At 41.3% G+C, this 21,491-nt stretch carries 14 protein-coding genes; 5 read left to right on the top strand and 9 right to left on the bottom strand.

Translation table 11 applies throughout. The features are described from left to right. The first annotated feature begins 75 nt into the window (after positions 1–75). A complete protein-coding gene (locus tag LXL81_RS25760) occupies positions 76–669 on the top strand; it encodes a DUF4142 domain-containing protein (RefSeq protein ID WP_234650353.1) in 594 nt (197 codons plus the stop codon). Between the two features lie 175 nt (positions 670–844). Continuing rightward, a complete protein-coding gene (locus tag LXL81_RS25755; protein WP_234650352.1) occupies positions 845–1,693 on the top strand; it encodes a polysaccharide deacetylase family protein in 849 nt (282 codons plus the stop codon). Positions 1,694–1,814: 121 nt separating this feature from the next. Here LXL81_RS25755 and LXL81_RS25750 read toward each other — a convergent pair whose 3' ends face one another. Genes LXL81_RS25750 through LXL81_RS25735 form a run of 4 tightly spaced genes read right to left on the bottom strand, consistent with a single transcriptional unit; the run spans position 1,815 to position 7,713 of the window. Continuing rightward, positions 1,815–3,911 carry a prolyl oligopeptidase family serine peptidase gene (locus LXL81_RS25750; protein WP_234650350.1) on the bottom strand — a complete coding sequence of 699 codons (2,097 nt, stop codon included), beginning with the start codon at positions 3,909–3,911 and terminating at the stop codon, positions 1,815–1,817. 37 nt (positions 3,912–3,948) lie between these two features. Further along, positions 3,949–5,448, bottom strand: a complete 1,500-nt coding sequence (locus tag LXL81_RS25745; protein ID WP_234650348.1) for a serine hydrolase — start codon at positions 5,446–5,448, stop codon at positions 3,949–3,951. A 1-nt stretch (position 5,449) separates the two neighbouring features. Next, on the bottom strand, positions 5,450–6,511 hold the full coding sequence (gene bla, locus LXL81_RS25740) for a class A beta-lactamase (protein ID WP_234650346.1): 1,062 nt from the start codon (positions 6,509–6,511) through the stop codon (positions 5,450–5,452). Continuing rightward, on the bottom strand, positions 6,508–7,713 hold the full coding sequence (locus LXL81_RS25735; protein WP_234650344.1) for a cystathionine gamma-synthase family protein: 1,206 nt from the start codon (positions 7,711–7,713) through the stop codon (positions 6,508–6,510). The genes bla and LXL81_RS25735 overlap by 4 nt, the downstream gene beginning before the upstream one ends. Positions 7,714–8,036: 323 nt before the next feature. Between LXL81_RS25735 and LXL81_RS25730 the strand changes: the two genes are divergently transcribed. The 3 genes from LXL81_RS25730 to LXL81_RS25720 all read left to right on the top strand — a co-directional run bounded on the left by LXL81_RS25730 (position 8,037) and on the right by LXL81_RS25720 (position 12,287). Continuing rightward, positions 8,037–10,595 carry a TonB-dependent receptor domain-containing protein gene (locus tag LXL81_RS25730; protein ID WP_409013977.1) on the top strand — a complete coding sequence of 853 codons (2,559 nt, stop codon included), beginning with the start codon at positions 8,037–8,039 and terminating at the stop codon, positions 10,593–10,595. A gap of 56 nt (positions 10,596–10,651) precedes the next feature. Beyond that, positions 10,652–11,368 carry an outer membrane lipoprotein-sorting protein gene (locus LXL81_RS25725; RefSeq protein ID WP_234650340.1) on the top strand — a complete coding sequence of 239 codons (717 nt, stop codon included), beginning with the start codon at positions 10,652–10,654 and terminating at the stop codon, positions 11,366–11,368. A 79-nt stretch (positions 11,369–11,447) separates the two neighbouring features. Then, positions 11,448–12,287: a cyanophycinase gene (locus tag LXL81_RS25720; protein ID WP_234650338.1), complete on the top strand. Its 840-nt coding sequence runs from the start codon at positions 11,448–11,450 to the stop codon at positions 12,285–12,287. Between the two features lie 47 nt (positions 12,288–12,334). Here LXL81_RS25720 and LXL81_RS25715 read toward each other — a convergent pair whose 3' ends face one another. The 5 genes from LXL81_RS25715 to LXL81_RS25695 are packed head-to-tail and all read right to left on the bottom strand — an operon-like array spanning position 12,335 to position 21,490. Then, positions 12,335–14,338 carry a hypothetical protein gene (locus tag LXL81_RS25715; protein WP_234650336.1) on the bottom strand — a complete coding sequence of 668 codons (2,004 nt, stop codon included), beginning with the start codon at positions 14,336–14,338 and terminating at the stop codon, positions 12,335–12,337. Beyond that, positions 14,329–14,979, bottom strand: a complete 651-nt coding sequence (locus LXL81_RS25710; protein WP_234650334.1) for a hypothetical protein — start codon at positions 14,977–14,979, stop codon at positions 14,329–14,331. Before LXL81_RS25710 ends, LXL81_RS25715 begins: the two co-directional genes overlap by 10 nt. Continuing rightward, positions 14,976–16,685 (bottom strand): hypothetical protein, encoded by a 1,710-nt coding sequence (locus tag LXL81_RS25705; protein WP_234650332.1) that lies wholly within the window; start codon positions 16,683–16,685, stop codon positions 14,976–14,978. Before LXL81_RS25705 ends, LXL81_RS25710 begins: the two co-directional genes overlap by 4 nt. Before the next feature lie 18 nt (positions 16,686–16,703). Then, entirely contained in the window at positions 16,704–17,915 is a 1,212-nt protein-coding gene (locus tag LXL81_RS25700; RefSeq protein WP_234650330.1) for a hypothetical protein, read from the bottom strand. After that, positions 17,915–21,490, bottom strand: coding sequence for a hypothetical protein (locus tag LXL81_RS25695; protein ID WP_234650327.1), 3,576 nt, complete (start codon positions 21,488–21,490; stop codon positions 17,915–17,917). Before LXL81_RS25695 ends, LXL81_RS25700 begins: the two co-directional genes overlap by 1 nt. Position 21,491: the final 1 nt, after the last annotated feature.

The following is a 21,491-nucleotide window of genomic DNA, read 5'->3' as shown; positions in this document are numbered from 1 at the left end:
GTAGCTGATTGGCATAGATTTAACCAGTGCGAGATCAAATTTAAAAATTTCACTTCATCAACAAACAGCTTCATTATGAACTTAAATCAAAAAACACCTCGTCGTGCTTTCTTCAGAAAGTCACTTTATGATACAATGGCAATTAGTGCCGGTATATCCTTGGTAGCCACATTATTACCTTCTTTTACCGCCGAGGCTATGGAAGTTGCTTTTATGGATGCGCCAACAGCTGCAACAGATAAAGAATTTAGGATGAAAGTTTTTGGACCGGCAACACTATCACTGCAAACAAGCCAAATTGCCGTCTCAAAATGTACACAGAAAAACGCCCGGGAATTTGCAGGTTTTGAACTGGAAGAAGCCAAGTCTGTAACAGCTGTACTTAAAGATCTTGCAACACCTATGCCTGCAATGGATGATAAAGCAAAAGGAACGCTTGAAAAAATCAAGATGGCCAAAAAAGGAGCTGAATTTGATAAGATTTTCATTCAGGCTCAATATGAAAATCATGTTTTTTTAAGAGATCTTGCAGCTAATTATTTGACACATGCAGCTGGAAAAACTGATCCTGCTGAAAGTCAGGGCAGACATCTGGCTACCTTGGCACACGCCACTTTTTCTGAACATGTTATGATCACGAAACGGATTCTAGGAGAATTGGGAGCATAATCCATTCCAGATCCGTAAAAGCAGGTAGTTTCCTTATCCGGGAAGCTACCTGCTTTTTATTGATCATCAGGTTTATATTAGTTTCGGGAAAAGAGCATAGATTTTGAATGGTTTTTACTTTATAGAATAATTGAAAAGCATATTTTTATCTGTAACTCACTCGGGCTCATTCATTATGAAAAAAATATTTTCTCTCTTGTCAATTTTTCTTTTTGCAATTACTTCCTACGCACAAAAAGGTGCCAGACTTGTTGTCAGAGGTGACGACATGGGCTATTCCCACTCCGGAAATATCGCCTTACTGAAATGTTACAAAGAAGGTTTTCAAACTTCGATTGAGATCATTGTTCCTTCTCCCTGGTTTCCGGAAGCTGTTAAAATGCTGAAAGAAAATCCTGCCGCTGATGTAGGCGTTCATTTGGCCATTACAAGCGAATGGGATAATGTAAAATGGCGTCCACTGACAGACTGTGCCAGTTTGAAAGACGAGGACGGATATTTTCACCCGATGATTTATCCCAATAAAAATTACCCGAAACGTTCGGTTATTGAAAACAACTGGCAGCTTGCTGATATAGAAAAAGAATTTCGTGCACAGATTGAAATGGCCTTGAAAAAATTACCGCGGATCAGTCATTTGTCCTCACATATGGGCTGCGCTGGTATTACCGAAGAAGTAAAGGCATTAACCAGAAAGCTGGCGAAGGAATACAAAATACCAGTCGATCCGGAGCCAAAAATAGATAAATATGTTAGCTATGACGGTCCGCGCAAAACGTCTGAGGAAAAGGTTAAGAGTTTCATATCCATGCTGAATAAACTGGAATCCGGCAAAACCTACATTTTTGTTGATCATCCGGGACTTGATGATGCTGAATTAAAAGCCGTTTCACACATCGGCTATGAAAATGTTGCGGAAGACAGGCAAGGTGTTACGGATCTTTTTACGAGTGAAAAGGTGAAGGCTGCAATTAAAGAGAAAGGTATTCAGCTGATTTCTTACAAGGATTTGGCTGGAAAGTGATGAATGAAAAGTTGTTCGGTCTGTTGATTTATTTTCTTTTAAAACAATTTTTTATAACCCGTCGTACGGCAGAAAAAAGCCGTCCGACGGGTTATAAAAGATTTCCGCACTCTATTTCTGCTCACTTCATCAATTTCCTGATCAGAAATTCAGCGATCGCTTCATCTACTTTGACCTGATTTGAAAACTTCATCCAATGGTGCGTGTCATCGGGGATGATCAGTTGTTCAAATGGAATATTTCTTTGTTCCAGTCTTCTGGCTAAATCTACGCTTTGGGAAAAATAAACATTGCGGTCGTCATCACCATGAATAAACAAAACCGGCGATGTCCAGGTATTGACATAGGCAATGGGCGAAGATTTGTAGACCACTTTGGCTGCAAGTGCAGCGTCGGGAGCCGTTTTACTACCTTCATTCACAAATGCCCAGTCATGCACGCCATGCACGTCTACACCAGCGGCAAACAATTTTGAATCTTTCCCCAATGCCATCGCAGTAAGATATCCGCCGTAGGAACCACCATAAATCCCGATTTTTTTCCTGTCCACGTCAGCTCGCGCAGCCAGCCAGTCTCCGGCCGCTTTCACATCCAGATATTCAGCTCCGCCATTACTTCCTGCGTTGGCCGGCTTATGAAATTCATAGCCATAACCAATCCCTAATCTGTAATTTACAGCCAGAACAATAAAACCCTGACTGGCCAGATATTGGTTAATCGCATAGGTATTGGCGTAATAATCACCATAATGCCAGCCTAGTAACATCTGCCTCGGCGGCCCGCCGTGTACAAATACAATAGCAGGTTTTTTAGATTTTTCTACTCCGCCAGCCGGTTCGAATAATTGTCCGTAGACCAACGTTCCATCCGACGCCTTGAATTTTACCTGCTTAGGAACAACCAGTTTCCCGGTTGGAAAATTGGCCGGGAGCAAAGATTTATCCAGGATTTTTATGGATTGGTTTATACCAAAAGGCATCACTGCAAGCTGTGGCGGAAGTATCGCGGACGAACCTATAAAAGCAATATTAGTACCATCACCTGTCATAACCGGAAATGCCTCGATGCCATTTCCTGGTGTCAAAACTTCCATTTTTGCCATATCCACGGGAACTCTTACAATGTGTCTCCGGTCAAGATCCAGAACATCCGGACCTGTGTTTGCCGCAAAAACCAGCCATTTTCCATCATGGCTCATTTCAATATACTCACACATAAAATTGCCCGGCGTCAATAGCAAAGTTTCACCACCTTCCGGTTTAATTGAATATAAATGTGGCCATCCATCCTGATAAGAACTGAAGGTAATTCTGCCGGCAGAAGACCACATCAAATTAGCACCTCCATCCGTAGTGGGATACGATCCGCTCAAAGTTTTAGGAGCCGACCAGATTTTTTGTGCCGCAGATGTTGCTATATCACCTACAAAAATATTCCATGGATTATGCTTTCTTGGCAAAATGGAATCCGGTAAGCCACCACTTGCCGGTCTTCTGACAAAAGTAATTTTCTTACCGTCCGGCGACCATTTTGGCGAGTCATCTTTGGCGAAAGAAGGAGCGATCCAGCGTATTGTTTTATCGGTATCAGCAAAAATACCGATAAATGAATGATCGCCACGGGAGGAGACAAAGGCCATCCCGGAACCATCCGGCGACCATTGCACTGCGCCGTTTGTCCCTTTACTTTCAAACAAAATCTTCGCTGCAGGTGAACCATCCTGGCTAACCTGCCAGATTTGCCCACCTTTGACAAAAGCAAGTCTGTCGCTTTTTGGAGAGATTACAGGATAGTCACCTTCCGCTAGTACTTTCGCATCGCCGCCTTTAAAGGGAATACTGAGAATTTCAACTTTTGGCATTGTAACCGAAGACGACGGATTTACCGTAAGGCTGTTGTCATGGTTGCCGCTGTGTTCGCCACCTTTCACAAAAACAACCCATTTACCATCTGGTGAAATGGAAATACTTGACAGCTGCTGACCATTGTCTTCATCAAAAGCTGTGAGCTTTTTAGGCTTAAATTCCGGCCCTTCGGCAACATAAATATTTCTTTTCCCCTGGTCGTTATACGTCCAGGCAATTTTGGATCCGGAAGCACAGGATGTTAAATCCGAAGCCAGCGGATAACTGATAATATCTTCCATTTTAAAAGCCTGCGCCATGGAGAGCGATTTGCTTAAAATGACCAGAAATAATAAAAGGAGTGATTTTTTCATCATATCGTTTTTAACTAAGGGTTTAAGGGTTGACAACTTACAGATCGCTTTTTTGAAATTCCATTCCATCCACTATCAGCACATCTGCTTTTCCACTGGTATTTAAGGTGAATTGTGCCATAACCTTTCCATACCAGGCCTTATCAAAAGTTGCAGTGAAAGTATCATAATGAAAATGAGATAATGTTCCTTTTAAGACATCGTTAATATTGACCGACATTTTATTTCCATCAACAGCCACATTCGCTTCACCGTATAACGGGCTCGTATACTTCCCAGTATACTTCTCCAAAGCCAAGGACGGTGAAGTATTCTGAACGCGTCTGGCTTCAAAATCCTGTTTTCTTTTCTTCCCTTTTTCAGCAATATCTGTGTACAGGGTTTTAAATTCCGCATTCCAGTCACGCGTTTCACCCAAAGCAAACCAGTCGAGTGTTTTATACATCAAAACATGACGGACTTCTGCGTGGTCATAATTTCCAAAGATATAAACACCCAGTTTTTCATCAGGCAATTGTGCGGTTATGGCCGTTAATCCAGAAAGACTACCCGTATGAAAATTGACTTTTTTGCCTTTGTAATCATGTTGATACCAGCCTAAACCGTACGTTCGCCAGTTGGGTTTTATCAAACGCATTGTCGGATACTCATCTTCCGGAAAAAAGCTTTGCGGTTTAAATATTTCAGTCCAGGTTTCCGGTTTTAATAATCGGCCACCGGCATACTTGCTGCTGTCCAGCATACAAATAATCCATTTGCTCATATCATCCGCAGAAGACCAGACGGCACCGGCAGAACCGATTTCACTATCCGCTCCATATTCGATCACCTGTATTGTATCGTTGACTTTAAAGTGCGGTTTGGTTACATTTTCCGATTTGATCAATTTCCGCTTTGGTGCGGTTTGCGTCATGCCAAGTTTGTCAAAGATCCTTTCCTGCATTACCTCCGACCAAAGTTTCCCAGACAGTCTTTCAATAATCCGACCTGCCGCCGAATACATAATATTCTGATATTCAAAACCACCGCGAAACGGATAAATAGGTTTCACAAGCGCCATTCTTTTCAGCATTTCGTTGACAGGAATGTTCATGGCCCCCGTAAAAAAGTCGGTGCCAGGAATGCCCGTATTATGCGTGAGCAGATCACGCACCGTGATTGCCTTCGTCACATAGGGATCGTACATCTGAAGCTCAGGCAAATATTTTGTCGCAGGATCATCCCATTTCACTTTTCCCTCATCCACGAGCATACCCATGATCGCGACTGTCATTGCTTTAGTGGTGGAAGCGCAGGCAAATAATGTTTGGGTGTCAACAAGCTCAGGTTTCCCAAGCTCCCTTACGCCATATCCCTTTTTGAAAATTACCTGATTATCTTTTACGACTGTTATTGACAGCCCGGGCACTTCCCATTGCTTCCTGACCATCTCCACGTATTTGTCAAATTCTTTTATTTGTGCCGGTGTTACTGTTTTTTTCTGGGCGAAGCAAAAACCTGCAAAAAACATCAACATGCATAACAGCAAATGTTTCATACTAACGTGATGATGTTGTTAAAACCGGAGAATTGAACAAAAAATAATCATAAATACTACGGGAAATGTGAGCGATTGTCTGCTCCCTTTCCGGAAGTTCAGCACCGGATTCGGCAACAAAAATGGCAATGGCGATATGACCCGCCCCATCCGGCAAGGTGATAATACCTACGTCATCCGTAGCACTTGCATTGAGCGACCCGGTTTTGTGAGCAATCACAGTTCCGGCTGGCAGATAACCTTTCAGACGGGCAGCACCTCCCCTGCATCTTTCCATGACAGCAAGTAGAAGGTCGCGACTTTCTGGTTTCAACGCCTTGCCCGTATAAATCTGCGTCAGCAAATTCACCATGGCTTCCGGAGAAGAAGTATCACGCGGATCTTTTTGCAGCCTTAACTCCGCTGCATCCCTGGATTCCCGGGTAGTATTTTTCCATAATTTGTCGTAAAAACCTAGCGTCCACTGATCCTCTGGTGGTAATGTAATTCCTTCTTCGTCCGCAATCAGTTGGATAATAGTCCGATCCACGGACATGCCTTTTATACCGAGCGCGTTCATTCTTTCCTGGACGGCTTTTGTGCCACCAACCAGCCGAAGTAAAATATCTGTTGCAGAATTATCACTGATCACCATCATCAGTTCCAGCAGATTCTGGACAGAAAGCTGTACACCCGGCTTGGCAAAAAGTACATCCAGCGTTCCGCTGCCGGGATGATAATCAGAAGGCTGAAGATCAACCATCGTCATCAATGAAAGCTCTCCTTTTTCAATTTTGGTAAAAAGCTGAACAGCAATGGCCACCTTGATAGTGCTGGCCATAGGAAATAATTCTTTAAGATTCAGACTGATATGTTTTCCGGTTTCGAGATGTACCGCAGACACGCCGACTTTACCTTTGGCAAGTTTGGCAATTCGTTCAAGCTCACGGTCCAGTCTCGGATTTACGACGTTTGATATTGCTGGAACAGATTGTACCGCCTGCGCCATGCCTTCCATAGGTTGGGCGAGCAAGGTGCAGATGACAGAAATTTTAAGGGTTTGGATTAAACTTTTTCGGATCATAATACAGCCAATTCTTCGGTTTTGATGGCAGCGAGTGCCTGTTCTAAATCATTGATAAGATCTTCAACATTTTCAATTCCAACAGAATAGCGAATCAGACTTTCAGGAATACCGAGCAGCGCACGCTGTTCTTCCGTTAATTCCACATGGCTTGTCGTTCTCGGAGGGCCGGCCAGCGTGCTCACAGAACCAAGGCTGGCGGCAAGATGTACCAGTTTTAGTTTTGGTAAAAATGCCTTCACGGTATCATAATTTCCTTTCAGTGCAAAACTCATCACCCCGCCAAATCCAGACATTTGTTCTTTGGCAATTTCATGTCCCGGATGGGTTTCCAATCCCGGATAGAAAACTTCTTCTACCGCATCATGTGCTTTCAAATATCTTGCAATTTTTAACGCTGATGCATTTTGACGCTCAATTCTTAATTCCAGCGTTTTCATCCCGCGTGCGATCATATAGGCCGGATCTGCCTGTAAACTTGCACCGTTTATTTCTCTGAAAGAAAAAACTTTTTTTACCAGCTCAGCCTTTCCGCACAAAACTCCGCCCATGGCATCCGAATGTCCGCAAAGAAATTTGGTAGCGCTGTGTAGCACCAGATCAGCTCCCAGCAAAAGCGGGTTTTGATTGATTGGTGTGGCAAAAGTGTTATCCACAACCACAACAGCCCCGACTTTATGCGCAGCCGCCGACAATCTTTTCAGGTCAACCACTTTTAGTGTTGGGTTTGTAGGTGTTTCCAGATAAACCAGATCACAGCCTTTTGCTATTTCCGATTCAATCTCTTCGTGATCAATGGTCTCACAAAGCGTTACATTGATTCCATAAGCCGGGAGAAAATCCAGAAAAAGGCGGCTTGCGCCTCCATAGGTATCTTTTAAAGAAACCACTCTTTTTCCTGGCCCCAGCAAAGAAAACAAAGTATTGCTGATTGCGCCCATACCCGTGGCGAAGGAAGTTGCGGCCTCGGCACTTTCCAGGATGCGGATTTTTTCTTCCAGCACATGGACTGTCGGGTTAGTGTTCCGGCTATAAATATGCCCTTCGGCTTTTCCGGTTGCTACGGCATGCCACTCGTCAAGGTCATCGTATGCAAAAGCTACACTATTGTAAATCGGAGAGGTAACGGCACCGTTCGGAAAGTGTTCCGTTTCTCCGCCCCATACAGAATTTGTCCCTTTTCGGGAATCAGATTGATTCATTCAATACAAAAATTAAGCGTTGTAATTCTTTATTTTTCAATTTAACTTTATACTACAAATATCAAAGAAATGCAATTAAAATTCTGGACAAAGCCCTATATTCAATCAATTGTAATTTAGTAAGGAACTTTTCCAAAAGCAAAGTGAGGTTACAAATAGTATGTTATCTTAAAGTTTTCCCGTCAAAAGTGCTAAAAAGCAAAAAATCGCCCATCTCTGAAAATGTGTTATCCATCCGATTAATTGTGGCGTTGGTCACATTTTTCTTCCACCTGACCGGTTTCTCTCGCACCTTTGTCACGTTAAATACCAATCTCATGAACATGAAGAAATATTTCCTGACTCTCATTATTATTCTGGCTGTTTTTATTTCACCTGCATTTGCCCAGTTTCCAACTGGCGGCGCAGCAACGCCAAAAGCATTACCAGGCACAGCCGGCGACCAGACGCCAAAAGGAACTGCTAAAATCAGTGGAACGATCCTCGATTCCACTTCTTCCAAAGGTGTTGAATTTGCCAGCATCGCGCTCTACAATAAAGCAACCGGACAGGCCATTGACGGAACTGTTGCGGATGAAAAAGGTAAATTTTCTTTGACCAAAATCATTAATGGAGATTTTAAAATTCTGATTTCCTTCATTGGTTACGGAAACAAGACCATCGACAATATCAAACTCGGTAAGGGCCAGGAACTTGATCTTGGGACTATAAAACTTGCTTCAAACACAAAAACGCTTGAAGAGGTTACAGTAACCGGACAATCTGCGCTGATTGAAGAAAAAGTTGACAGACTTGTTTACAATGCCGAAAAAGACATTGCAGCCAAAGGCGGTGACGCAACTGACATATTACGTAAAGTGCCTCTTTTGACCGTTGACCTTGACGGGAACGTTTCGCTCCGCGGAAGCCAGAACATCAGGGTTCTTATCAACAACAAACCGAGTACGATCATTGCGAGCAGTGTCGCGGATGCTTTGAAACAAATTCCTGCTGACCAGATAAAAACGGTTGAAGTGATCACGAGCCCATCGTCGAAGTATGATGCGGAAGGCTCGGGTGGTATCATCAATATCATCACCAAAAAGAACAGCTTGCAGGGATTGAGCCTCAATCTGGATTCGGGTGTTGGTAACCGGGGATCGATGCTTTCGCTGAACGGGAGTTACCGTAAAGGAAAAGCCGGTTTCAGCCTTGGGGGATTCGGCCGCGGAAACTATAATACAAAAACGACTACTTCACTGGAACAGACCAGTATTGTAAATGACGTGACTACCTTAACAAGCCAAACAGGCACAGGATCAAGTAAAGGACTTTTTGGCCAGTATAATTTAGGATTTGATTATGACCTGGCTAAAAACCAGAGTATCACGGCCGGTGTGCGTTATGGTGTCAGAAATATGCTGAGCCAGCAGGATCTGATCACTAAACTGTATGAAAACAGTAAACAAACATCAACGTCCGGCAGAAATGTGGATACCAAAAATCTTTCCGGAACGGTGGATGCGAATATTGATTATCTGCATACTTTCAAACCTCAGCAGGAATGGAGTGTTTCTACGCTTTACAGCCGAAATGATCTGACGAATAATTTTGATGCTGATATATTAAATAATAACAACGAAATAGCCACACGCCAGCGCAACCTGAACAAAAGCATCAACGAGGAATTTACTTTGCAGACTGATTACCAGACACCTATCAAGAAAAACCAGTTGCTTGAATTTGGTGGAAAAGGTATTTTCAGAAAAGTAACGAGCGGTTACAGTTATCTGCTTGCGTCGCCAACAGGTGAATACCAAACCGATGCAAGCCAACCTGAGGGTGACTTATTATACCACCAGAACATTGCAGCAGGATATTCTTCCTATACTTATACAACTAAAAAACGTTACACTTTTAAAGGAGGTCTTCGTTACGAACATACATTTATTGACGCAAGTACAAAAGATGGCGGCTCGTTGGGTGTGGGAAATTATGGTGTGCTGGTTCCAAGTGTGAATGCTTCGAAAACAGTTAAGGGCGCAACACTGAAACTGGGCTACAACCGCCGTATCCAGCGTCCGGGATTGCAGCAATTGAACCCTAACTACAATGCTTCCAATCCGCAGAATATTACAATAGGAAACCCGAAGTTACGTCCTGAACTTACCAATAACTTTGAAGTTGGCGTAAGTAAAAACATCAAGAAAACTTTCGTGAATGCAACCTTTTTTGGAAGAATTACCAACAATGCGATTTCCCAGGTTCGTCAGCCGTCAGATTCTATTTCAGGAGCGGTGGTAACTACTTATCAAAATGTTGGAAAGCAACATGCCTATGGTGTTAACCTTTTTGCGAATCTTGCAGCGACAACCAAGATCAACGTAGGACTTTTCACCAACGCATTTTATTCCACTTTGACAGGACAGACATCCGGCAGAGACGGATTGTCGAAGGAAATAACCAACTCCGGTATGAACATCAGTGGCGGTATTTTCTCACAGGCTACTTTCAAAAATGGCTGGGGCGCGCAGGCTTTTGGTTTTATGCAGGGTAATACGATACAATTACAGGGAAAACAAGGAGGATTTGGATTTTACACGGTCGGTGTGAAAAAGGATTTCAAGAACAAAAAAGGAAGTGTCGGTATAGCTGCGGAAAATTTCCTGGCCAAACGTTACACGATTCATACCGAACTTAACTCTGAATTATTCAACCAGGTTAATGATGTCCATCTTTACAACCGCGGTATCCGTCTGACGTTCAGTTATAAAATAGGAAAGATGACAATGGATACACCGAAAAGAAAAGCGAAGTCGGTTAATAACGACGATGTGAAAAGTGAAGGCGGCGGACAGACGCAATCCGGAGGCGGCACACCTGGCGGTGGTACACCGAAATAATCTTATAACTTTGGAACCGGAAGAACAAACTAATCTATACTTAAATCAACTTCACAATGAAAACAAACAAACTTTTTGTAGCGGTTGTTGCTGCTTTGATGTCAGCAAACTCCTTCGGTCAGACGGTAGACGAAATTGTTGACAAACATGTTGCAGCCATTGGCGGACTGGATAAAATTAAGGCTGTGAACAACGTAGTTACCGAGCGTTCACTTTCAGTGCAGGGCATGGAAATTCCAAGTAAAACGACAATTGTTGTTGGAAAATCAATGCGCAGTGAATCTACTGTTATGGGAAATTCGATGGTTCAGGTTGTAGACGGAACGACAGGCTGGATGATACGTCCTACAATGATGGGAGGAACTGGCGAACCCGAAGATATGCCGGCGGATCAGGTAAAACAGCAAGTTGGACAGCTGGATCCGTTTGGTGGTTTGGTAAATTATAAAGAAAAAGGAAATAAGGTTGAATTGATTGGAAAAGAAAAGGTTGACAAAAAAGACGTTTATCACCTTAAACTAACTACAAAAGACGGCCAGGCAATGGATGAATACCTGGATGCCAATACTTACCTTTTGACAAAAGTGAAAGCAAACATGAATGGTCAGGATGGTGAAATCGATTTCTCTGATTACAAAGAAGTGGATGGTGTGAAGTTTCCAAACGCCATGGATATCGCTAACCCGCAAATGGGAACGATGACTTTTGTTACCAACAAGGTGATCGTAAACGGAAAAGTTGATGAGTCAATTTTCAAAAAACCAACCAAATAGATATCATTTTTGTCCGGCACTTTTTGTTAGTTCCATAAAAAGATAAGCTAAATAATTCCGTTTTCTGCTATATTGAGGCATGAAACAATTTGTAGCGGCGTTATTTACAGCACTAACATTCTTTCCCGGCGCAGTTAATGCGCAAGTGGCAAAGGGAAATTTGTTTATCATAGGAGGTGGCGACCGGCCTGCATCATTAATGCAGGAGATGGTCGCCACTTCCCGTTTAAAGCCTGCTGACTATGTCGTATTGCTGCCTATGTCCGGCGCCAATCCCAATACCTCCTATTATTATTTCAATCAGGATTTAAAACTGGTATGCAAAAACACTCTGGCAAATCTGAATTTTAAATCATCAGATGTCAATAACAAAAAGTGGCTTGATTCGCTTGAAAATGCAAAATTAATTTTCATAAGCGGCGGAGATCAGGAGCGATTTATGAAAATCGTTTTAAATACGCCCATTTACAATGCCATTCACAAAGCCTACCAGAAAGGAGCCACCATTGCCGGAAGCAGTGCAGGTGCGGCTGTGATGAGTGAATTAATGATCACCGGAAATGAACTGGTTGGCGATACAACCTTGAAATCCACATTCAGAAAACTTCGGGATAAAAACCTGGATATAAAACCAGGACTTGGTCTGCTGACTAACGCAATTATCGACCAGCATTTTGTGGTCAGAAGTCGCTACAACCGGTTGTTATCTGCTATCGCAAAATATCCGGATCTGACCTGTATCGGCATCGACGAAGCGACCGCCATCATCGTGACAGGAAATAAGGTGAAGGTGGTTGGGGAAAGTCAGGTCATTGTTATGAAACGGCCGGTTGAATTAAAAGTAACAGATCGGGGATTGATTAAAATGAAGGATTTGCAGTTTAGTATTTTTACTGCGGGTGATAATTTTTCATTATAAAATCAACCCGTCAGATATTGACGGATCAATTTCATTTTACATAAAAATCACCAAAGTCGAATACCAAATCTTAAACCAAACTTGACGATTCTGGCTTCTACTTTTTGATTTTGAGCCGTGACCACATGGGATAAACTGGAATTGTAAATACTATTTCCTAAACCGTAATTCCCAAATACCTCTGCAAAAGCACCAAAATGTTTTTTCTGAATTTCCAGTCCAAAGGCTCCTGTAACAGATAACATCGTTTTCTTTAACTGCTCAGTCCCACTTACTTTTTGAAATACTGAAAAGCTTTCATATTCATAAGAAGTTGGAATAAGCATTTCTGTACCAATTTTCAAGTAAGGTCTGATCTTGTCCGGATTCGTGTTTGGTTTGTGCAGCTTAATGGCAACCAATGCATTTGCGCCACTCAAAGTGAAATTTTCCATAACCGATCCGGCGGACTGCTCGGAATAATAATTGGTATTGAAATACTCAACGCCGATAGTAAAATCGACTGGATTTTTATGATCAATGAAAGTAAATTGGGCACCCGCAGAACTTGACCAGCCATTTCCCATTTTCCGAGCTACACCTGCAATTGAATATTTGGGCAGATTCCTTGCAAAACTTCCGGTAAGCTCCGGTCGCCACCAGGATTTATTCTGACAATTTTTTGCTTCTGCCAGGCCGGTTTCGATCTCTTCATCCAGCACATCCTGATTGCACACGCGCAGGGATTTCATTTGTTTATAAATTTCGGTCGTCTCCGAGCAGTTTCCAGCCTGAACAGAATTTTGAATCTTCACCCTATAAACCGCCAAAAGACTATCGTTTTTAACCATACTAAAAACCGAATCTTTCAGACTTTTATTGGATGATAAAATCGACCTTGAATCCCTGCATTCTTTAATGTAGGCAACATTCTTTTTCCAAAGCACCTGTGCGTTAGCACTGTTGCAGTTGGACAATTCTCTTCTTATTAAAACAATTCCATTTAAATAATCAGCTAATCCTGAGCAACTCGTACTGGGCAAGCTTGCTTTTTCCGGAATGGTTGCTTTATAAGACTTGTACTCACTATCAATACAAAACTTAATATCATCACGGATTTCTTCCGGAAAATCTTCTGTCCAGGTCAGTAAACTTTCATAGGCGCTATTGACCGTTGCAGCATTATCCTTATTGGCCTTCAGCAGATTAATTTTCTTTTGTGTGCTTTTGAATTCGTTTAGTCTGGCTATTAATGCGGACGATACCGGCAGATTTTCCTTATGATTATTTACATAACTCAGCAGCAGATCCGTATCACAGACCTTGGCAATTCTTCCCAAGGAATTCTGTCCATCCATTTCGGCTCTTAATGCTTTTATTTCTAACTCAACTTCCGGAATATCCACATTCCTGATGTCACGGTAAGTGGTCAGAAAAGCAAGTTCTTCTACTTTGGTGTGATTTACTTTATCAAATTTGAGTTTCGCTTGTCCCCAATTTGCTAACGCCTCAGTTATCCTGTTTCCTTCAATATACTGTTCACGAAGAATATTATTCCGGTTACCACCTAAGATCCTGGCGTTATTAAAATCGCGCTTTGCTCCTATTGTATCCAGTAAGCTCAGTTTTTCCCGGCCGCGATGTGCCCATTCAAAACCTGTGATCACCCGTTGCTGTACGGTTAATTCAGTCAGTTTACCTTTGTTGATCTGAGTGAGGCATTCTTCTATTTTTTTTTCAAATATACCAAGCGTCGGGACATCTTTAAGTTTTCGGTATTCTTTGTATTTATCGACGGCTTCGGCGTAATTTCCTCTTTTTCGCAGCCTTTCGGCTTCGGAAGAAATTTCTTTTATACGACCTGTCTGGCGAATTTTCATCGCGAAACTGAGATTTTCCTTATGCGTATTATACAAACGGAGCGCATCATCAAACTGCCCGGCATCCAGCTTTTGCTCTGCCAGAATCCAGACGTGATACAATTCCTTTTTTGGAAATAATTCTTGTGCTTTGCTTGTGATGGAGAGGAAAATAAACGATAAAATGAAGAGGGAGTAGAGCTTTATTTGCATATTTGGGGAGGTTGGTTTGTGAGAGCAGCTGCGTATTTATAGTAGTAGTTTGGTATGTATTTTAATTGAGAATCGCGCCTATAAAGTTTGCATTTGCTGTTTCCTGTTGTGGTGTAAATTCTAGCCAGACTATCCAGCCGAGAATCTCCTTTTCCAATTGACGCAGCTTCTACAAAAAGATCTTTCGCGGTTTCGTATTCTTCATGCTCCACAGCCTGAATTCCCTTCTCTAACTTTTCATTCAATTCAGCACTTTTTGCATCATTTAAAAACTTATGATACCCGTGATACTCGCTATCGACTTCCTTACCGTCTGAATCGTTATCTACGCCCATTTTTTTCACAACAAATGAAGCAAGTAAAATCAAACTCACTGCAATCAGCAACGCTAAACCAGGATACATAAGTAACTTATAATCAAGCTTAAATTTCTTAATCGATACGAAAGAACCATAGATAACTCCAATCATCAACCCGAAAATCATCCACATCAGAACCGGTGGAATGCTATGGGATATGAATAGTAAATTGTCTATCGGAACGAAGAAAAAAGCGCTCACCCGCCCAAGGAAATTACGCATCACATAAACCACAAATACGATCAGCACCAATACCACAAATACAGATTTTCCGTCTTTCATATCTTCTCATATTTTTTAACCAGACTGAAAGAAATTATCCCCCCTAAAATAAACAGGACAAACAGAAAAAAGGACAGCAACGGAGAAGCACCTATGATGTCGTCAGGATTTCCAATCTCCGGATTGTGAACCAGCCAGCCCTTATAATCTGTAAAAATGCCGAGCAGAAACCTGAAAGCACCAAAATAACAGGCCGTCAGAAAACCGTAAAGGGCAAGTTTTGTGATGTAGGCTTTTTTAGGGAAAACAACTTTTATTTCAACCGGTATGACAATGTCTTCGTAAACTGAGGAAACTACCAATTCAAGATGATAAAGCTCCTCTTTTTGCAGTAAAACAGTATCAATAATGATGTCAATATTTTCAATCACCTTTCCTTCCAGATTATTGAATTCCAGAATATCCTTGCTCAGCGAAATCCCTTCTTTTAAAAATTTGAAGTACAATTTTGCCTTCACATATCCTTCATTTTTCAGATTGATATGAATGCGATGGTTCACCGTAACGCCACCATTGATGGACAAAAGCTGAACTCTCTGCTGATCGATCTGAAGTCTCGGTTTGTCCGAAAGCAGGTTAATAATGTGAAACAACGCCTGGACCATACCAAGCCTGATTTCCGGCTCCGTATAATATTTGGTATGTAGAATAAAAGCATAACTATCGGATATCTGATCATTCCAATCTTCTTTTCCAAGACCAATAAACCATTCCTGAATGTTCTTAGCGGCCATAGATTCAGCAACTGCCGGCCAGATCGAAAAATCTTTTTTGGCATAATCCGCCAAAGCCTCCGGTGTCGCAAATCTTTGATTTTCAATAAAAAAAGGAAGCCTCGGATCAGTTTTATATAGAAATCTCAGAAAGCTGTTAAGATCATACTGATTTGAAAGATTTACGGCTATTGTCGGATCAGATTCCTGAATCCATATCTGAAGAATTCCTTTTCTATACGTTTCCAGTAATGCTTCGTAACCCCTAGAAGTTTCACATGCTTTTTGCAATAAAACGGAAACATCAGTATATAGTTCGTCCTCGAAACGGAACGGTAAATTGGGATTTAATTTATAGAGAATGCGTAAATAACGTTTTTCCGAATCAAATTCCTCTTCAATTATTCTTGCAAATTCATCCGCTTTTGATGCACTTTTTGTTAGCGCAGTTACCAGACCTGGCAGATAATTCCCATTCCTCAGAAAATACTTTGCATCGTCCTTATTGTTGAATGTGATATCACCGAGTTTGCCCAGCGTATTTGCCTTCTCTCCAAGCCATTCTACCTCAATCAGACTTTCTTTATATTCCAGCCAGATGGAATCCGTCATCCATTTATTTTGGATCGATAACGGATCAGCATGGTTGACTTCACGTGGTTTAAAATTTCGCTTACCTAATTCGGAAATAATATATTGCTCAACAATGTTTCTGTTAACGCTATCCCTAACGAGGAATACGATCTCTTCAAACTGATCCGTAGTGAGGATACCTTTGCGAAAAACAAGTTCAAGTTTTGCATTGATTATCTCATATGGCCGCCAGTCAATTTCTGAATAAATCTGCTGAATAAGTTGATTTAATTGTCCCAGAGTAAGATCAAGTTCCCTACCGTCTGACACCAGATTGGGATATTCTGTTATTTTAATATCGCCATGATTTAAAATAAGCAGGTCCCGTAATTGCTGTCTCAGGCTTTCTAATAACGCCATTTTCGTTGAATATTTCTGTTAACTAAAACTAATCTGGATCGGCTTAACGATCAGCCATTTGTTACCTTGTAGTTTTAATTCACCCGGTATATCCGTATTTATCAAACTGTTACCGGATGGAAAAGTATCATACTGACTAGTCCTCCCTAGAAAATAAGGTGAGTTTGAAAGTGCATAACGCTGGGCGTTCTGATTACCGGATATTTTAAAAGTGGCCGTAGCTGGGGTTATTAAATTGATCTCAAATATGGTCTCGCTATCTTCTCCGTTCAGCAATTCCTGAACCGAAAATCCATCTCCCAGATCGGCGTACCGGGCATATTTTATAGAAGATTCTAACGGCAAAACCGGCACTTGCTCTACGGGCTTTTCAACTTCCGGCACGACAGAAATTCGCTCATTCCTCTCCATTTCAGCTCTTACATTATCCTGAAGAATCGCAATTTCCGCCTCCGCCTCTTTTAATTTTTGTTTAACAGATTTCAGCTCATTACTTAAATTTTTGGACTGAAATTCTGTACTTCCGCTCCTGTGCAGATGGTCGTTCAAAGTTTTTTCGTTTCTTTCAATAACCTGATTTTTGTTTCGGAGTACCCACAGTAAAAACAGAATTCCGGCTATCAAAAGCAGAATAATAGTGTATGACATATCCTTCGAAAGGTCTGGTAAAAACGCAAAAAAACTTGCTGATTCTGATGATTTTTCTGACATAACTTTTTCTGGTTCTGTTACTTTTGATTCAACAACAGGGCCTGGCTCTTCCTCTATTTTTTGAATATCCGGCACATCTTCAATCGGTTCAGCAATAGATACTTTTTCAATAGTTGATTCCAGACGGCCCACGTATGCACTATAATTCTGAAAATTCTTCCGCTTACTTTTCGCTCCTGAAGTTATATCGCCAACTACCTGATTTTTGAATTTTTGAATGCTGTTTTTCCATCCGTCAAAACTTGTATCAATTTTAATTTTCTTCCATTCAGCAATCAAGCCATCCGCTTTTTTGATCTTATTTTTTTCTACGAATTGCAAAAGATCTTTATATCCTTTGCAATTCGTGCACTGTTTTTCTTTTACATCCTTGAAAGTTTCTTTGTCCGAAGCCAGAAACTCGACCGTTTCTTTTACGATCTGAAATTTTGCTTCCGAAATCTGCTTGTCTGCATTGCCCTGAGCCTTAACAGAAATCTGACAAATCAAAAGCACAACCAAAATCACCCACTTCTTCATTAAACTACTGGTTTAATTTCCGTAATACTTTTTGAAAGGCGATATAAGGCGTCTTTCAAAGCAAAGAAAAACAGTGATTCTGAGATTTCATTTTCACCTTCCTGTTTGTGTAAATCCTGCAAAACTTTACGGTAACTGTCGTAGATCAAACCTTCACCGTTGAAAATATTATTGTTCCACTGCAAAAGTCTCAAGGACTCTTTAAGTCCGTTGATTTTGAAGTCTTTCAGGAACCTTGTGATTTCGGTATTGCTCAGTGTTTTCTCCAAAAACGAATTCAGATTATTCAGCACAGCCACATTCAGCGGACTATCAATTTCAAAAGTCTCGGAAATACTAAATTTGCCGGAGCCGGCAGAAAGCTTCAATTCAAGTTCCGAATTCGTTTTAGGATCAAAACCCGGATGAATGAAATCCATATTTTTTCTATATTTTTCCTTCTCATCCTCCGACGCCAGCGCATACAGAATCGAACCATTCGCAGTAATCTCCTTTGGATTCGTATTCAGGTGAATTTTGAATCCGGATTGCAGCGTTTTGGTTGTGTACGCATTGATGAGCAAACGCGTAAAATCTTCCAGATCCCGCTCATCTCCGCCACAAAGCAATTTGATATACTGGCTACCTTTTCCGGTAAATGACAAATACCTTGGCAACGGATAATCCTTGATCTCAATTAGTTGTACCAAATGGAAAATAATGGCGCTGTAATGCAGATAAGGAATAATCAGCAGATCCGGATTTCCGATCGTAATGGAGTCACTGAATTTGAAATCATCATAACGGAACAGTAAACTCACCAGATCGTCCGCGCTGAGATTGGTATCATCCTTTACTTTATTGAAATATTTTATCTCATTCGGACTGATGTAATTTTTCTTCTGATAACTCAGGTAATTTCTGATAAAACCATTGTCTTTCAATTTATTACGATAGCCATTTCCCCAGATGTCACTTCCGGCAAAACGAAATGAAGTGGTCAGATATTTATCAGCCCGGTTACCGGATGATTCCATAAACATCATCACGTCCGTCGTTCCGCCACCAATATCTACGTTTACCACATTGGCTGTATCCTGAATATCCGTATCAGATTTTGTCAGGAAGAAATAGGGCGCCACGGATTCCGGGATTGGATCCAGTAATTTGGCGCCAGAATTTTTAAACACATCCTTAAAAGCGCCGTCCAATACTTTTCGCAATTCTGATTTGATCCCCCGTTCCATACTCAACGGAACAGACCATACCACTTTCAGGTCAGCAGGATTACCGTAATTCAGAATAATTTTTGCCCTGATTTGGAGCAAAAGCTGTTTCAAAAATGCACTGACGCGGCTCTTGTTTGAATCGTTATTATTATTTTCTAACAACCATTTCAGGTTGGTTGTGTAATTGATATTGCTTGCCTGAACCTCTTCCTGATCAATATAATAGCCAATATTGATGTGGCTGAACAGGGATTTATTCTGGATGTTGTTGAAGGAAACAATCTCGCAGGTTGCCGTTTTGAAAGGATAGGAAATGTTTTGACCTGGTCCTAAAAGTGGCGGCAAAAATTCTCTTCTTAACGTCAAATCCATCCAGGTTGCGCTGCCGTAAACATCGAATTTATTTCCCCCAGACTCATTTTTTCCCGGAGCATTCAGCAAAACCATCTGCTGATCCAGCTCACCAATATCAAATGGTTTTGGCAAAGCTTCGCCATTTTGCATGTAGGCAATATGCGTATTCGATGTTCCGAAATCTATGGCAAAAGTAAATGCCTTGGTCAGATTGTCTTTATTGAAAGTTTTTGTTTCAAAATTCGGGATGATCAACCCGCTGGAATCGATGCCGTTTGGATCCGTGTAAGCCAACTGGATATAGTCAAAAGCTTCCTTTATTTTGTAAAATCTGGAAGTTGAGCCAGAATTTCCAGCATTAATATCCGCCCAGTTTGAACGCTCCTCAACGCTTGTGATCAGGTTTGTGGTATCAGAAGCGAAATTTTTAAATGAATAAAATTCCAATGCTTTCAGAGTCATTCGCTCATTCCGTTCCGCCAGCAGAATGGTATAATCGTTCAGATCTTTTAATCTTGGATCCGGATCGTTGATCTGATAAAAAGGAAAAATCCCTAAATCTGAACGGTACTCCACAATGGATTTACCTTTTTCATATTTTCTTGAAAACACGATTTCGGATACACCTCTGCGGTTTTTTACCGGTATTTTAAGATTCACGGTAACCTGCCCGTCATTAACCTCGGTAGACAGGTTATACTTTAAATCCGCAAGGTTGAAAAAGTTGAAATACTCCTTTTTTAACGGCAATAGATATTTGAAATCTCCGCCAAAGCCAGTATAAAACTTTCCTCTGTTGATGTTATACGGCATTTCTACCAATGCATCTTCCAGGAAATCATCGATGGTAAGAAATGGGTAAGTAACAGTCGTCAATGCATTTCCCTGAGGCAATTTTCTTTCGAACAAAGGCACACCGCGATGATAAAAATCTTTAATTCGGGTTGATGAATTCCATGGAATATTTTTCTCCATATAGTCACCCGGAATATTCATCCCATCCACCAGCACCAACGGCGGCTCTACAATTTGCTGCTCATTTTTGTCATTGTATTGATCCCGGTATTTTGTCTCGGTAGCCCGTATAATAAAATCACTGACCGACTTGATTTTTTCCTTTTCTTTTTCTTCCTTCTGATGGAAAAAGAAAAGTCCGTTGACAGTCAGAAATTTCCCATCAACATTCGTTTTTATTTTGCTGTATTCATTATCCATCAGACTTGTTCCAGCTTGCTGGTAATCCGGAAACTGATGTCTGAAATCCGGAAAATAGCGGTCTACCGTTTTGTTGAGATACTTTCGAAAGCCGTCTGCTTTCGCAAATGCAGGTTTAAATTGAAGCGAAAGTTTGTAAATATATTCGATGAACTCATGGTCTCTTTTAAACAGCGGACGGTAATCGTTGCTGAAAAATACCTTCCCGTCGGAGCTCTGCGGAACGGATTTAATATCATTGTTTTTGATATACCGCGCCCAGTTTGGCGTTGTAAAAAACAAGGATAACGGGGAAGTTCCGCCTAATAATTTGTTTTCATAAAAGATCAGAAACAGACTATCCATTTCTGAAAATCTGCTGTTGTCTCTGTCGTTAAAAATCTGATCCAGCGATTTGGCCAGCAAAGTATGCGGATGATCTTTACCCTTTTCTTTCAGTCTGCCGATGTTTTCCTGAACTTTCCATTCCTTGAACCAGATCTTTTTACCAGACCCGATTTCAGAATTTTTGGAATTAAACAAAAGTTGAAAAACATCCAGACAATCCGATACCAGTTGATGATAAATGGTGTTCCCATCCAGATTCCCACGGTCCGAAGCGACGATTTGAAAGGCCGTATCAAAAAGTTCGAGCCTCGCCATTGGTGACGGAATCGACGTTCCTGCTTTGGACGCTCCCCTGCCAAAAGCTATATTTTCAGGATCAAAACTCGCGGGATCGATGCCCGTGCTTTGACTCCAATCCTGTATTTCATTGGGGTTATAACCCGGATATTTTCTAAAAATGTATGAAGACATG

Origin of the sequence: Dyadobacter sp. CY356, assembly GCF_021440195.1 — a bacterium.
Lineage (GTDB): Bacteria > Bacteroidota > Bacteroidia > Cytophagales > Spirosomataceae > Dyadobacter.
The sequence above is the reverse complement of the archived record's forward strand: the minus strand, read 5'-3'. Positions and strand labels throughout refer to the sequence as shown.